The following is a 13705-nucleotide window of genomic DNA, read 5'->3' as shown; positions in this document are numbered from 1 at the left end:
GCCACGATGCGCATCCTTTTACAACGCTCGGACGGCAAGGAAGCGGCGTGGATCGCCGATTTTAAAGACTTGCTGCCCGAAGCTGAAATCCACTTCTGGCGCGAAGGCGAGACGTTCGCGCCATGCGATTATGCCGTCGTGTGGCAGCCGCCCGCCGCCATGCTGCCGGCATTGAGCGAAGTCAAAGCCATCTTCAACACGGGCGCCGGCGTCGACGCGCTGTTGAAGTTCGGCGACGCGCTGCCGGCCCACGTGCCGCTGGTGCGCCTCGACGACGCGGGCATGGGCGTGCAGATGGCCGAATATGTGAGCCACGCCGTGCTGCGCCACTTCCGCCGTTTCGACGATTACGAGGCGCAGGGCCGCGCCGGCATCTGGCAGCCGCTGCCCGCCTTCGACAAGCTGGATTTTCCCGTCGGCGTGCTGGGCATGGGCGTGCTGGGCACGCGCGTGCTCGAAGCGCTGGCGCAGTTCGAATTTCCGCTGCGCGGATGGAGCCGCAGCCAGAAGCACGTCGATGGCGTGCATTGTTTTGCGGGCGAAGAGGGGCTCGATGCCTTTTTGCGCGGCACGCGCGTGCTGGTGTGCATGCTGCCGCTCACGCCGGACACGCACAACCTGCTCGACCGCGCCCGCCTGTCGATGCTGCTGCCGGGCGCCTACGTCGTCAACGTGGCGCGCGGCGCGCATATCGCCGAACCGGATCTGCTGACCCTGATCCGCTCCGGGCATATCGCCGGAGCGACCCTGGACGTGTTCCGCAACGAGCCGCTGCCGCAGCAGCACCCGTTCTGGCAAGAACCGCGCATCACCATCACGCCGCATATTTCGGCCGCCACCCTGCGCCGCGAAAGCGTGGCGCAGATCGCCGCCAAGATGCGCCGCCTGCACGCCGGAGAAGTGGTCGCCGGCATCGTCAACCGTTTGCAAGGATATTGAGATGAACCCTACTACCAGTTTGCCCAAGCAGGTCAAGATCGTCGAAGTGGGTCCGCGCGACGGCCTGCAAAACGAGAAGGACACCATCAGCGCCGCCGTCAAGATCGAGCTGGTCGACCGCCTGACGCAGGCCGGCTTCGCCAATATCGAGGCGGCGTCCTTCGTTTCGCCGAAATGGGTGCCGCAGATGGCCACCAGCGCGGAAGTGATGGAGAGAATCGCGCGCCGCCCGGGCACCATTTATTCGGCGCTGACGCCGAACATGCAGGGTTTCGATGCCGCCTTGGCGGCAAAAGCCGATGAAGTGGTAATTTTCGGCTCGGCCTCGGAGGCGTTCTCGCAAAAAAACATCAACTGCTCGATCGCCGAATCGATCGCCCGCTTCGAAGGCGTGGCGAAAGCGGCCAAGGAACACGGCCTGCGCCTGCGCGGCAGCATCAGCTGCGCCTTCGGCTGCCCCTACCAGGGAGACGTGCCGCTCGACGCCGTGGCCGACGTGGTGGGCCGCATGCGCGACCTCGGTTGCGACGAGATCGACATCGCCGACACCATCGGCGTGGCCACGCCGAGAAAGACGCAGGCGGTGATGCAGCGCGCCATCGCGGCTTTCCACGTGGGCGGCCTGTCCGGCCACTTCCACGACACCTACGGCCAGGCGCTGGCGAACATCTACGCCAGCCTGGAAACGGGCATTACGATCTATCACTCGTCCGTCTCGGGCCTGGGCGGCTGCCCGTACGCCAAGGGCGCCACGGGCAACGTGGCGACAGAAGACGTGCTGTACATGATGCAGGGACTGGGGATAGACACCGGCATCGACCTGGACCTGGTGGTCGATGCGGGCCAGTTCATTGCGCAGCAGCTGGGGCGCAAGGGCTCCAGCCGCGCCGGCAATGCACTGGCGGCGAAACGCCTCGCGGCGTAGGTCGGGTTAGCGCGTAGCGCTTAACCCGACAACAATGTTGGCCATGATCCTGGTGTTGTCGGATTACGCGCTTGCGCGCTAATCCGACCTACCCGAACCGTACAGACGAAAAAAAACCCAAGAGCCGAAACTCTTGGGTTTTTTTCTACAAATTTGGTCGGAGTACAAGGATTCGAACCTTGGACCCCCTGGTCCCAAACCAGGTGCGCTACCGGGCTGCGCCACACTCCGAAGACCAAGATAATACAGGCCGTATCGACTTCGGTCAAGGGTCAGGTGAAACTCTGTGTAAATTATTTACGCGCGGCACTGGGACTCATGTATTTTTCAAAACGATTGAAGTATGCGACACTGGGTTTGCAAGTTTTCCCGATCAGACATGAAGGCGACGACGGCAATGGAGTTCAGGATAGAAAGAAGCAGCGGCGGCGGCCAGCCCATGCCAAATCGCCGCGGCATCGCGCTGGGCGTCGGCGTGTCCTTGCTGCTGCATGGCGCCTTGATCTATCTGTGGCGCCACGTCCAGCCGCCTGTGCCGCCGGACACGGCCCCGCGCGTGGAATCGATCGCCGTGTGGATACGTCCACTGGCCGCCAAGCCGCCCCCGCCGCCTGTCGAGGTCGTCAAGCCGAAGCGCGAACCCAAGCCCATCAGCAAGCAGAAACGCGCCGCTGTCCGGGAAACGCCGGCGGCAGCCACCGCGCCGGCATCCAGCCCGCAAGCCATCACGGTGGTGCCGGCCTCACCAGCCACGCCGACGGCCAGTCCCGACACCTTCAGGCAAGAAACTGCGGAAACGCCGAAGTTCGACATGGAAGCGGCCAGGAAGACGGCGCGCAAGATGGCGGGCGAGCGCGATCCGTCCAAGGTGGGCACGGCCGTGGGGCAAATCCCCGACAAGCCGCTGCAAACGGAAACCCAGCTGGCGCGCGACATCGCCCAAGGCAAGCGCGGCGATTGCCGCACCGCTTATGCAGGGGCGGGCTTGCTGGCGCCCGTGCTGATGTTGCTGGACAAGAAGGATAGCGGTTGCAAGTGGTGAGGGCTTGCTTGACTATACCCATATTGGGTATTAACATACCCAATATGGGTATATATGCAGACACATTGTTTTCCAAAACACAGCAACGCGTGCTGGCTTTGCTCTTTGGCCAGGCGCAGCGCTCTTTCTATGCGAATGAAATCATCGCCTTCGCGGCCATCGGCTCGGGCGCCGTGCAACGCGAACTGGCCAAGCTGGCGAAATCGGCCCTGGTGACCGTCAAGAAAGTGGGCAACCAGAAGCATTACCAGGCAAATCATGATGCGCCGATCTTCGACGAGCTGCGCAGCATCGTGCTGAAAACCTTTGGCGTCGCCGATGTGCTGCGCGTGGCCCTGCAACCGTATTGGCAGGAAGTCGACCTGGCGTTTGTGTACGGTTCGATGGCCAAGGGCACGGAACAGGCGCACAGCGACATCGACCTGATGGTCATCGGCAACATGGCATCGAATGCCCAGTTGCTGGCAGCGCTGCAGCCAGCGCAGCAGCAACTGGGGCGCAGCATCAACCCCACCTTGTACACACATGAAGAATGGCGGCAAAGAATAGACGACGGCAAGTCGTTCGCCGTGCGCGTCCTCGAACAGCCCAAAATTTTTGTCAAAGGGGCCAATGATGACCTCCTCAAGCTCACAGGCGCTGGCGAACCTGGCGCGCATCGGCCAGCTCAAGGCTGAGCCACCGGACGCACGCGAACGGGCGGGCTTGCTGCGCTCGGCCACCGTGCGCCCGCACGATGCCAGGCAGCCGATACTGTCGCTGGAAAGCCGCTTCGACCTCGCGTATAACGCGGCGCATGCTGCCGCCTTGTCTGCGCTGCGTCAACATGGTTATCGCAGCGACAACCGCTATCTCGTCTTTCAAAGCCTGGAACACACGCTGAGTTTCACGCCGCAGCAATGGCTGCTATTCAATCAGGCCCACAAGAAGCGCAACCTGGCCGAATACGAGGGCGAGCTGGATGTCACGCAGGGCTTTGTCGACGAGTTGATCGAGCATGTGGAACAATTGCTCGCGGCGGCAAGTGCACTCAATGTCCAGCCGCCAAGCTAATCGCCTTATTCCTGCCCCTTCAACTGCAACGCCCGCTCATACAGGGCGTTTTTCTTGCGCCCCGTGATTTGCGCCGTCAGATTCGCCGCCTGCTTGACGCTGCATTCGGCCAGCAGGATGTTGAGGATGCGTTCCGCTTCCACGTCTTCCGCGTCCTGCGCTTGCGTGGCGCCTTCCAGCAGGACGACGAACTCTCCCTTTTCGCGGTGCGCGTCGGCACGGATCCAGCTTTCCGCTTCCGACAGGGGGCAGCGGTGGATTTCCTCGAACAGTTTCGTCAGTTCGCGCGCGAACACCACCTGGCGCGTCGGCTCGAACGCTTCCACCAGGGCCGTGGCGCAATCGAGGATGCGGTGCGGCGCTTCATAGAACACCATGGTCGCCGTCACGCCGCGCAGGCTGTGCAAGATGTTTTCGCGCTGCTTGGCCTTGGCCGGCAGGAAGCCGACAAAGTAGAACTGGTCATTCAACAAGCCGCTGGCGGAGATGGCCGTGATCGCCGCCGACGGGCCGGGCAGGGGCAGCACGCGCAAACCGGCCGCACGCACGGCGTCGACGATGCGCGCGCCGGGGTCGGACACGGCGGGCGTGCCCGCGTCGGAAACGAGGGCGATGCGCTCGCCGGCGTGCAGGCGCGCGATCAAGGTCTGCGCCACTTCGCGCTCATTATGTTGATGCGCCGCAATCAATGGCTTGTTCAAGCCGAAGCGCGTCAGCAGGTGCGCCGTGTTGCGCGTATCTTCACAGGCGACGGCATCGGCAAGGCTCAGCAAGTGCAGCGCGCGCAGGCTGATATCGGTCACATTACCGATGGGCGTGGCCACTATATACAATGTTGCGATAGGATAGACCTGGTGCGCCGCCTCTGTCATGATGGGCAGGCTGGCGATGGAACTGATTTCTTGTACGGTCATTTTGGAGGTTGAATGCTTGCTAATAGTGTGAAGTTACTGCTTGTTTGTGCCGCGACCGGCATGCTGAGCGCTTGCAGCACGCCTTGCGACGCGCCCGGGCAATTGTGCGCGCCTATTGAATCTAACACAAGGGCGCTGCCGCCACCGAAGCCGCTGCCGCCTCCCGTGCCGCCCAAGCCGCCCGCGCCCGAACCGGTCACGTTTGCCGTGGCCGTGCCCGATATTACCGCGTACGACGGCAGCGGCGCGCCGCTGGCGCCCACCACCACCAAGCCGGCAACGGGCACGCCGCAGGACATGCCGGCCGCCACGGCACCGGCGCCGTCCGACGGCAATCTGCACCACATCGGCCTGCTGCTGCCGCTGCGCTCGGCGTCCCTGGGCCCGGCCGCCGAACTGCTGCGCGCCGGTTTCATGGCCGCGTATGAGCGCGACCGCAGCGGCTTCGAAGTAACGGTGATCGACACGGGCGACGGCAGCAGCGACGTGCTGAACAAGTTTGCGCAAGCGCAAGAGGAACAGGACGTCGTCGTCGGACCGTTGTCGCGCTCGGCCGTGACGGCCGTGGCGAACAGCGATCTGGTACGCAAGCCGACGATCGCCCTGAACCACCCGGACAACCGCGGCGAAGCGCGCCTGCCGGCCAAGCTGCTGGTGATGGGCCTGTCGATCGAGGCGGAAGCGCGCCAGGTCGCCGCCTGGGCCGCCAGCGAACAGCCGGGCGCCAGCGCGCTGATCCTGTCGGCCGGTTCGCCTTCGCAGCGCCGCATCAGCGCCGCCTTCAAGCAGGAATGGCTGCGCCAAGGCGGCAAAGTCGATGTGATGGACTTGACGGCCACGAATGGCTACCTGAGCGATGCGGAACTGGTGCAGCTGCGCGCGCGCCTGGCCGCCACGCCGCCGGGCCTGCTGTTTGCCGCGCTCGACGCCGACCAGGCGCGCCAGCTGCGCGTGGCCATCGGCAGCGACCTGCCCCTGTATGGCACCTCGTCACTGAACCCCGGCGCCGGGCGCGGCGCCAGCGGTCCCGAACTCGACGGCGCGCGCCTGCTGGACCTGCCATGGCAGGTGCGGCGCGACCATCCGCAAGTGATGGTGTATCCGCAACCGCCGCAACCGGCCGACGCCCGCCTGACGGCCGACATGGAACGCCTGTACGCGCTGGGCATCGACGCCTTCCGCGTGGCGCGCGAAGTGGCGCTGCGGCCAAACGCGCCATTCACGCTCGACGGCGTGACGGGCCGCCTGGCCGTGCGCTTTGAGAATGATCAAAGCGTGTTCGAACGCACGGAACAGGCCGCCACCTACCAGCAGGGCGTGCTGGGCACCTGGCCACCGGCTCCGCCGCCACCTGCCACCATGCCGCCGGTACAATAAGGACACCGCCATGCCGCCCTTCTGGAACAAACGGGAACGGGGACGGCAGGGGGAAGACGATGCGCTCGCGTATCTGTTGCTGCAAGGCTTGGTGCTGCTGGAACGCAATTATCTGTGCAAGGGCGGCGAACTGGACCTGATCATGCGCGATGGGCCGTCCGTCGTCTTCGTCGAAGTGCGGCTGCGCAGCAGTGCCAGCTTCGGCGGCGCCCTGGCCAGCATCACGCCCGCCAAGCAGCGGCGCATGGTGGTGGCCGCGCAAACCTGGCTGCTGGGACAAAAAACCGTGCCGCCATGCCGCTTCGACGCGCTGGCCATCGATGGCGGGCGCATCAGCTGGCTGAAGAACATCCTCGATATGTAAGCATTTTTAACAGTGCTTGTCCGCCATGCCGCGCGCCTGCACTATAATCGGCAGACTATGAATAATCAACGCATCCTCTCGCACTTCCACGAAAGTGCCGAACTCAAGATCCAGGCAGCCACCGTACTGGCGCAACCCATTGCGCAGGCGATCGACCTGATGTTTTATGCATTGTCCAACGGCAACAAGATCCTCGCCTGCGGCAACGGCGGTTCCGCCGCCGATTGCCAGCATTTCGCGGCCGAGCTGGTCGGGCGCTTCGAACGCGAGCGCTTTCCGCTGCCGGCCCTGGCGCTGACGACGGATACGTCGATCCTGACGGCCGTGGCCAACGACTACAGCTACCGCGAGATCTTCTCGAAGCAGGTGCAGGCCTTCGGCCAGGCCGGCGACATCCTGCTGGCCATCTCCACGTCGGGCAATTCGGCCAACGTGATGGCGGCCGTGGAAGCGGCGCTCGAGCGCGAAATGCGCGTCGTGGCGCTGACGGGCAAGGACGGCGGCGCCATCGGCAAGATGCTGACGGACGCCGACGTGCATATCTGCGTGCCGGCCGAGCGCACGGCGCGCATCCAGGAAGTCCACCTGACCACCATACATTGCATCTGCGACGGCATCGACGTCGCGCTATTCGGAGGAGACGTGAATGACTAAATTCGGTACTGGCCCAGGCTGGAAACGCGTACAACGCCCGCTGGCCACCGCACTGCTGTGCGGCGCCATGCTCACTTCGCTCACCGGCTGCATCGAACTGATGGTCGGCGGCGCGGTGATGGGCGGCGTTGCCGCGGCGGACCGCCGCACCCTGGGCGCCCAGACCGAAGACAAGTCGATCGCCGTCAAGGGCGAGGCGCGCATCCCGTCCATCGTCGGCGATGCGGGCCACGTGAATGTCACCAGCTTCAACCGCCGCGTCCTGCTGACGGGCGAAGTGCGCGACGAGGCGATGAAAAATGCCGTCGAGCGCGAAGTGCGCAATATCGAGGGCGTGGAGTCGGTGGCCAATGAATTGATCATCGCCGGCCCGGCCAGCTATACCTCGCGCTCGAACGACGCGCTGATCACCACCAAGGTCAAGGCCAGCCTGGTCGACATGAAAACCATCTCGGCCGCCTCGTTCAAGGTCGTCACGGAAAACGGCACCGTCTTCCTGATGGGCCGCGTGACCCAGCGCGAAGGCACGGTCGCGGCCGACGTGGCACGCGGCGTGGGCGGCGTGCAGAAAGTGGTCAAGCTGTTCGACTACATTTCGGAAGCGGAACTGAAGCAATTGCAGCCCGATCCGCCGCAGCAGCGCACGACCAGCACGGTCAGCGATACGGTCCAGCAATAAACGCCTCCGCCGTTTGACCTACGGCGCCAGACTGACGATGCGTCTATAATGGCCGCATCGTTGCTCTACATTAGTGAAACTTTGCCATGTCCACTTCGCCCTCCGCAAGCAAGTCCTGGATCAAGCCAGCCCTCATCGCCGTGTTCGTGGCGGGCGTGGCGGCGGCCGGCTATCTGTCGCTGAACGACAAGCAACGCGCGCCGGACGTGACTTTCCACGGCATCCATGGCGAGAAGATCACCTCGGCCAGCCTGCGCGGCAAGGTGGTGATGGTCAATTTCTGGGCCACTTCGTGCACCACCTGCGTGGCGGAAATGCCGGACATGGTCGACACCTACAACAAGTACAAGGGGCAGGGCCTGGAATTCGTGGCCGTGGCCATGAAATACGATCCGGCCAACTACGTGCTGAATTTCGCCGAAACGCGCCAGCTGCCGTTCAAGGTGGCGCTCGACGTGACGGGCGAGGCGGCCAAGGCCTACGGCGACGTGGCCCTCACGCCCACCACCTTCGTGCTCGACAAGCAGGGCAAGATCCTCAAGCGCTACGTGGGCAAGCCGGAATTTGCCGAACTGCACAAATTGCTCGAAACGGCCATCGCGGGATAACACGGCACAAAACCCTGTTGCCAAGCGTTGTCAATCTGTTATAACCTTCCCAGGCGTGATCCCATTCACCTTGTGAAGGCCAGCCGTGTCCCCAGCCGCTCAATCGCTCGACCCGCAGCAACTGAAAACCTGGCTGCTTGCCACCGGGAACAAGGACGCCACGGCGTTCCGCCAGCTATATAACTCCACCTCATCGAAACTGTTTGGCTTCGCGCTGCGTATATTGCATAAGCAAGAGCTCGCTGAAGAAGCCTTGCAAGAGGGTTTTGTCGCCATCTGGAACAACGCCGCCGCTTACCAGAGCCATCTGGCCGCGCCGATGACCTGGATGGCCACCATCGTGCGCAACAAGGCGTTCGATGTGCTGCGGCGCAGCGACGATACCGTGGAAATCGATGCCAAACAGTTTGATAGCGAAGTCATGAATGCACTCCGGGACCCCCAGGCCACGCCGATCGAATCACTGCAGCTGAGCGGTGACGCCAAGGCGCTGGCGTTTTGCATGTCCGCCCTGGAAGGGCTGCACCGGCAGGTGGTCGCCCTGGCCTTCTATCACGACCTGTCGCACAGCGAAGTGGCGCAGCAGATGTCGCTGCCGATCGGCACCGTGAAGACGTGGATACGCCGCAGCCTGGAACGGCTGCGCACGTGCCTGGCGAAACGGGAGGCATCATGAATATCCGCGGCAATGACACCCTGCGCCAGAAACTGGCGTCCGAATATGTACTGGGCACCCTGAAAGGGGGCGCGCGGCGGCGTTTCGAAGGCTGGCTGCACAACGACGCCGATTTGCGCAATATCACGGCCGAATGGCGCCGGCGCCTGGAACCGATGGCCGAATTCGCCACGCCCGTGGCGCCGCCCAAGCGCGTGTGGCAGCAGATCGAGCAGCGCCTGCACCTGAAGCCGCAGGGCGGCTGGGCGTTGTGGCGCGATGCGCTGTCGTTCTGGCGTGGCCTGGGCATGGCGTCGAGCGCCATCGCCGCCTTGCTGGTGATCGTCTTGGCCACGCGCGTGATGGACGCGCCGCAGATCAGCTATGTCGCCAGCCTGACGGACGAGAAGGCGCAAACGGCATTGGTGCTGACGGCCGACAGCCGCCACGGCGCGCTCGAGGTGCGCATGGTGGCCAACGCGCCCGTGCCAAGTGATAAGGATCTGGAACTGTGGGCCGTGCCGAAGAGCGGCAACCCGCGCTCCCTGGGCTTGCTGGCGGACAAGGGCAATGTGAAACTGGCCCTGTCCCAGCGCGCCATCGGCAACGACGTGGCCTTGCTGGCCGTCACCCTGGAGCCGAAAGGCGGTTCGCCGAATCCGAACGGACCGACGGGACCAATCTTGTATAAAGGTAACTGGGTAAAAATTTAACCCTAACGCAAAAATCCGGGGTCAGACCCGTCGGGTCTGACCCCAGCAGTTGATTTGGGTTGCTTACCTTACTTTGGATACAGAATCATCTGCGTGCAGCGGAACAGGGCGATCGTCTTGCCCGTTTCCTTGCTTTTCACCACGGCATCCCACACTTGCGTGTTGCGGCCCTTGTGCTCGACCTTGGCGGTGCAAGTGAGCGTGCCTTCGCGGGCCGTGCCCAGGTGGTTCGATTTCAGCTCGATGGTGGTGAAATTGTTGGCGCCCTCGGGCAGGTTGACGATGCAGCCATAGCCTGACGCCGTGTCGGCCAGGGTCACCACGCTGCCCGCGTGCAGATAGCCATTCGGCGCCAGCAGATGCGGCAGCACGGGCAATTCCGCCGTCAGCTGGCCATCGCCCACTTCCGTGATGACGATGCCCAGGTGGCCGGGCAGGCGGCCTGTGCCGCGTTCATTCAACATTGCTACGGTGATCTCTGGATGGCTCATGCTGGTCCTTGTGCGGGTGACTCCGGACAGTGGATACGCCGGAAAATACTATGATGATAGCAACTTTCCCCGCAACGGTTTGGCGGCCGCTTATTTCCGGCCGCGCCGCCGTTTCCACCACACCAGGGTGCCCGTCAGCAGGAACAGCAAGGGCATCAAACCGAAGACGGTAATGAAGGCGCGCCCGGCCACGCCGAAGGCCTGGCCCGTATGCAGGGGGAATTGCCAGCCCAGGAAGACATCGCCGGCCGGCGCCCGCAAGGGATCGCGTACGCGCAGGGGCAAGCCGCTGCGCGCGTCCAGAGTGATGCGGGTGGCGCCGTCGCCGTGGGCGATTTCACCGGGCTGGCGCACGCGAATCTCGTAGGGCTGGTCCTTTTTCGCCGGCAGCACGATGCGCGACACGCGCGCCTGCGGATACAGCTGCTGCGCGGCGGCCATGGCCTGGCCCGCATCGAGCACGGCGCCATCCCGGGCCACATTTTTCAATTTTGCCGTGTCCGGCACCGTCGACACGAGCTCCACCAGGGGCACGATCAATTGCGGCAAATTGAAATAGATGCCGGAAAAGGCGAGCACGGCCAGCACGGGCGCGGCAAAGAAGCCCGCCGCCTTGTGCAAGGTGTAATTGAAACGGGGCCAGGAGCCGCCATGCGACACCGTCAAGGCGCGCCGGATCGCCGTCCACTGCAAGCGCGGCCACCACAGGTAAATGCCGCTCAGGGCCATCAGCAGCAGGGCCACGCCGGAAATGCCCGTGATCGTCTTGCCCGCGTCGCCGGACAATACATAGCGGTGCAAATGAAACATGCACGACATCAGCAATGGGCGCGAGAGGCCGAAGCGTCCCCAGTCGCGCTCGCCTTTGACTTGCAGGGTGTAGGGGTCGACCATCACCTGGCGCACGATGGCCTGGCTGAAGAGGGATGGCTTGCCTGGCTGGCGGTACGAGGCCACGTACACGTCGCGCGCGTCGGCGGGCGGATTGAGCTGGCTCGGCTTGCCGTAGGAGGGGTCGGCCGTAAGCCCATCCACCACCACCTGCAGCGTACGCGGCGTCACCTGGAACACCTGGCCAGGTGCGGGCGTGCTCGCCTGTAACAAGTTGGGATTCAGGTAAGCGTCGAGTTCCGGCATCCAGGCGATGGCGGAACCCGTCAAGCCCAGCAGGACGAACTGGGCGCCGAACCACAGGCCCACGTACAGGTGCAGTTTGCTGAGCAACCACTTGATCGAGCGTTGTGACATGGAAACTTTGGGAAATTTGGGCTGCGAAACGATAGCATGAAAGCCCCACAGTGAAAATCATGCACGGTCAGAAAGCGGCAAACCACACAACACGCTCATGCGAACGGCTAAAATAGAATAAAACGAGCGTTTCAGCACCATCAGCGAGCGCATCGGCATCGCGGGTAAATATTGCACGGCATACACTTTCCCCTATACTTATCGAAAGGAAAACTATGACCGCCTCCCGCTTCCTCGCCGCCACCTTGGGCCTCGCTCTTCACCTGGGCGCCCACGCCGCCGATTTCACGGTCACCAGCACCGACATCGCCCCCGGCCAGCGCCTGGCGAGCGCGCAAGTATTCCAGGGCTTCGGCTGCACGGGCGGCAACCTGTCGCCGCAATTGTCGTGGAGCAATGCCCCAGCCGGCACGAAAAGCTACGCCATCACCCTGTACGACCCGGACGCGCCCACGGGCAGCGGCTGGTGGCACTGGAGCGTGTTCAATGTGCCGACCAGCACCACGTCCTTGCCTGCGGGAACGACAACCGCCGCCTTGCCGGCCGGCGCCGTGCAAGGGCGCAACGATTACGGCGACAGCGCCTATGGCGGCGCCTGCCCGCCACCGGGCGACCAGGCCCACCGCTACCAGATCACGGTGTGGGCGCTGAAAACAGACAAGCTGCCCTTGGACCAGGGCGCCAGCGGCGCCATGCTCGGCTACATGCTCAACGCCAACGCACTGGGCAAGGCACAGCTGACGGGACTGTATGGCAGATGACATGGAAGCGGTGGCCCTGAGCGAGCTGCGCATCGCCCACGGCACCATCGAGGCGCGCCGCGCGCAAACCCTGCGCCGCGTGCCCGTCTTCCAGAGCGCCCTATGCCGCGTGCGGCAAGGAACCAAGCTGCTGGAATGGGGGGCACGCCAGGCGCGCGCCGGCACGCACGACGTGGTGCTGATGCCGGCCGGACAGGAACTGGGCGTAGCCAACCTGCCCGGCGCGCAAGGCTACCGCGCGGAAGTGCTGAGTTTTTCGCCGGCCCTGATCGCCCGTTTCCGCGCGCGCCATGGCGGCCTCGTCGATACCCAGCTGCGCCAGGCGGCCACGGCCAGCCTGTGCGTGCCGCTCGATGCCCACGCGGCGGTGGCCTGGGACCAGCTGACGGCCAGCCTGGCCAGCAGCACGCCGCCTGCGCTGCTGGCGCACCAGGCGGAAGGCTTGCTGCTGGCCCTGGCCTTGGGCGGCCATTGCGGCCCGCTGTTGCTGGACCGCCGCGACCCGCTGGCCGCGCGCGTGCAGCAAGTGCTGCTGCTGGACCCGGGCGCCGACTGGAGCGTGGCCAAGGTCGCCAGCCATCTGCACCTGGGCGCCTCGACCCTGCGCCGCCAGCTGGCCCTGGAACAGCGTCACTTCCGCGCCATCCTGGAAGACGTGCGGCTGGGACTGGCCTTGCAGGAATTACAATCTGGCATCTTACCCATCACCGACATCGCCGCCGCCTGCGGCTACGCCTCGCCCTCGCGCTTCGCGGCCCGTTTCCGCCAGCATTACGGCCTGTCGCCGCGCGACCTGCGCGCCACCTTGTAAGCCCGCTCTGGCGCAAATCAAGCAACAAGCGCTGACAGCGCGGCGATTTTCTTGCTACTATGCGCCCATGTCTTCCCGCCAGCCATCCCGCAAGCCTTACCCGGCGTCCGCCCTCGCGCGCACGCCGTGGCAGCTGTGCGTGGCGCTGTTCAGTGCGCTGGCCCTCGTGTTCCTGCTGTCGACGGCCGCCTCGCACCTGCACAAGACGACGCTCGACGCGGAAGAATGCGCGCTGTGCGCCACGGTCATCGACAAGGTGGCCGACATCGCCGTGCCGCCGGCCATCGCCGAGCCGCCCGCCCAGTTACTGCCGTACCGCTTGCTGGCCCTCGCGCCCGCTACCCTGGCGCCCGTCACCGCCCTCGTCCTGCCGCCCGTACGCGGCCCGCCTGCCGCCTCACTGTAGTTCCCACGCTGTTTTTATCCTTTTCAGGCTGCCCCTTGCCGCGCTTTGATGCGCGCCTGGCCGCC

The 13705-nt window shown here is 64.4% G+C and carries 18 protein-coding genes and 1 tRNA gene; 15 read left to right on the top strand and 4 right to left on the bottom strand.

The genetic code is table 11. The features are described 5' to 3' along the window. The first annotated feature begins 6 nt into the window (after window positions 1-6). Window positions 7-939 carry a 2-hydroxyacid dehydrogenase gene (locus tag AC1Q6X_RS11005; protein ID WP_492496911.1) on the top strand — a complete coding sequence of 311 codons (933 nt, stop codon included), beginning with the start codon at window positions 7-9 and terminating at the stop codon, window positions 937-939. A 1-nt stretch (window position 940) separates the two neighbouring features. Continuing rightward, on the top strand, window positions 941-1864 hold the full coding sequence (locus AC1Q6X_RS11000; protein WP_492496909.1) for a hydroxymethylglutaryl-CoA lyase: 924 nt from the start codon (window positions 941-943) through the stop codon (window positions 1862-1864). Window positions 1865-2018: 154 nt separating this feature from the next. On the opposite strand, the gene AC1Q6X_RS10995 is transcribed toward AC1Q6X_RS11000, so the two are convergent. Then, window positions 2019-2095 (bottom strand) — tRNA-Pro (locus AC1Q6X_RS10995). 208 nt (window positions 2096-2303) lie between these two features. On the opposite strand from AC1Q6X_RS10995, the gene AC1Q6X_RS10990 reads away from it, so the two are divergent. The 3 genes from AC1Q6X_RS10990 (at window position 2304) to AC1Q6X_RS10980 (ending at window position 3959) form a co-directional block, all read left to right on the top strand. After that, entirely contained in the window at window positions 2304-2906 is a 603-nt protein-coding gene (locus AC1Q6X_RS10990; protein WP_230504468.1) for a hypothetical protein, read from the top strand. 65 nt (window positions 2907-2971) lie between these two features. Further along, complete coding sequence (locus AC1Q6X_RS10985; protein ID WP_230504466.1) at window positions 2972-3583, top strand: nucleotidyltransferase domain-containing protein; 612 nt, start codon at window positions 2972-2974, stop codon at window positions 3581-3583. Further along, window positions 3519-3959 carry a hypothetical protein gene (locus AC1Q6X_RS10980; protein ID WP_230504465.1) on the top strand — a complete coding sequence of 147 codons (441 nt, stop codon included), beginning with the start codon at window positions 3519-3521 and terminating at the stop codon, window positions 3957-3959. Before AC1Q6X_RS10985 ends, AC1Q6X_RS10980 begins: the two co-directional genes overlap by 65 nt. A gap of 5 nt (window positions 3960-3964) precedes the next feature. Here the strand turns inward: AC1Q6X_RS10980 and rsmI are convergent, their stop codons facing one another. Continuing rightward, window positions 3965-4873, bottom strand: a complete 909-nt coding sequence (rsmI, locus tag AC1Q6X_RS10975; RefSeq protein ID WP_070223188.1) for a 16S rRNA (cytidine(1402)-2'-O)-methyltransferase — start codon at window positions 4871-4873, stop codon at window positions 3965-3967. 165 nt (window positions 4874-5038) lie between these two features. Between rsmI and AC1Q6X_RS10970 the strand changes: the two genes are divergently transcribed. The 7 genes from AC1Q6X_RS10970 (at window position 5039) to AC1Q6X_RS10940 (ending at window position 9923) form a co-directional block, all read left to right on the top strand. Beyond that, on the top strand, window positions 5039-6250 hold the full coding sequence (locus AC1Q6X_RS10970; protein ID WP_230504463.1) for a penicillin-binding protein activator: 1212 nt from the start codon (window positions 5039-5041) through the stop codon (window positions 6248-6250). Window positions 6251-6260: 10 nt separating this feature from the next. Continuing rightward, on the top strand, window positions 6261-6614 hold the full coding sequence (locus AC1Q6X_RS10965) for a YraN family protein (RefSeq protein WP_070223192.1): 354 nt from the start codon (window positions 6261-6263) through the stop codon (window positions 6612-6614). A 57-nt stretch (window positions 6615-6671) separates the two neighbouring features. Beyond that, window positions 6672-7268: a phosphoheptose isomerase gene (locus AC1Q6X_RS10960; protein WP_034752465.1), complete on the top strand. Its 597-nt coding sequence runs from the start codon at window positions 6672-6674 to the stop codon at window positions 7266-7268. After that, window positions 7261-7947, top strand: coding sequence for a BON domain-containing protein (locus AC1Q6X_RS10955; protein WP_070223194.1), 687 nt, complete (start codon window positions 7261-7263; stop codon window positions 7945-7947). Before AC1Q6X_RS10960 ends, AC1Q6X_RS10955 begins: the two co-directional genes overlap by 8 nt. A gap of 86 nt (window positions 7948-8033) precedes the next feature. Next, window positions 8034-8555, top strand: a complete 522-nt coding sequence (locus AC1Q6X_RS10950) for a peroxiredoxin family protein (protein WP_070223196.1) — start codon at window positions 8034-8036, stop codon at window positions 8553-8555. Window positions 8556-8640: 85 nt separating this feature from the next. Continuing rightward, entirely contained in the window at window positions 8641-9231 is a 591-nt protein-coding gene (locus AC1Q6X_RS10945; protein ID WP_492496905.1) for a sigma-70 family RNA polymerase sigma factor, read from the top strand. After that, on the top strand, window positions 9228-9923 hold the full coding sequence (locus AC1Q6X_RS10940; protein ID WP_070312663.1) for an anti-sigma factor: 696 nt from the start codon (window positions 9228-9230) through the stop codon (window positions 9921-9923). The genes AC1Q6X_RS10945 and AC1Q6X_RS10940 overlap by 4 nt, the downstream gene beginning before the upstream one ends. Before the next feature lie 68 nt (window positions 9924-9991). Here the strand turns inward: AC1Q6X_RS10940 and AC1Q6X_RS10935 are convergent, their stop codons facing one another. Both AC1Q6X_RS10935 and AC1Q6X_RS10930 read right to left on the bottom strand, forming a co-directional pair. Further along, a complete protein-coding gene (locus tag AC1Q6X_RS10935; RefSeq protein WP_492496903.1) occupies window positions 9992-10414 on the bottom strand; it encodes a PaaI family thioesterase in 423 nt (140 codons plus the stop codon). A gap of 90 nt (window positions 10415-10504) precedes the next feature. Further along, window positions 10505-11662: a PepSY-associated TM helix domain-containing protein gene (locus AC1Q6X_RS10930; RefSeq protein ID WP_492496901.1), complete on the bottom strand. Its 1158-nt coding sequence runs from the start codon at window positions 11660-11662 to the stop codon at window positions 10505-10507. A 215-nt stretch (window positions 11663-11877) separates the two neighbouring features. Between AC1Q6X_RS10930 and AC1Q6X_RS10925 the strand changes: the two genes are divergently transcribed. The 3 genes from AC1Q6X_RS10925 to AC1Q6X_RS10915 all read left to right on the top strand — a co-directional run bounded on the left by AC1Q6X_RS10925 (window position 11878) and on the right by AC1Q6X_RS10915 (window position 13640). Continuing rightward, entirely contained in the window at window positions 11878-12423 is a 546-nt protein-coding gene (locus AC1Q6X_RS10925; RefSeq protein WP_492496899.1) for a YbhB/YbcL family Raf kinase inhibitor-like protein, read from the top strand. After that, entirely contained in the window at window positions 12413-13234 is an 822-nt protein-coding gene (locus AC1Q6X_RS10920) for a helix-turn-helix transcriptional regulator (RefSeq protein ID WP_492496897.1), read from the top strand. The genes AC1Q6X_RS10925 and AC1Q6X_RS10920 overlap by 11 nt, the downstream gene beginning before the upstream one ends. A 67-nt stretch (window positions 13235-13301) precedes the next feature. Continuing rightward, window positions 13302-13640, top strand: a complete 339-nt coding sequence (locus AC1Q6X_RS10915) for a hypothetical protein (RefSeq protein ID WP_492496895.1) — start codon at window positions 13302-13304, stop codon at window positions 13638-13640. The last annotated feature ends 65 nt before the right edge of the window (window positions 13641-13705 follow it).

It is taken from the genome of Janthinobacterium sp. GW823-FHT06H09, assembly GCF_058794735.1.
The sequence above is the reverse complement of the archived record's forward strand: the minus strand, read 5'-3'. Positions and strand labels throughout refer to the sequence as shown.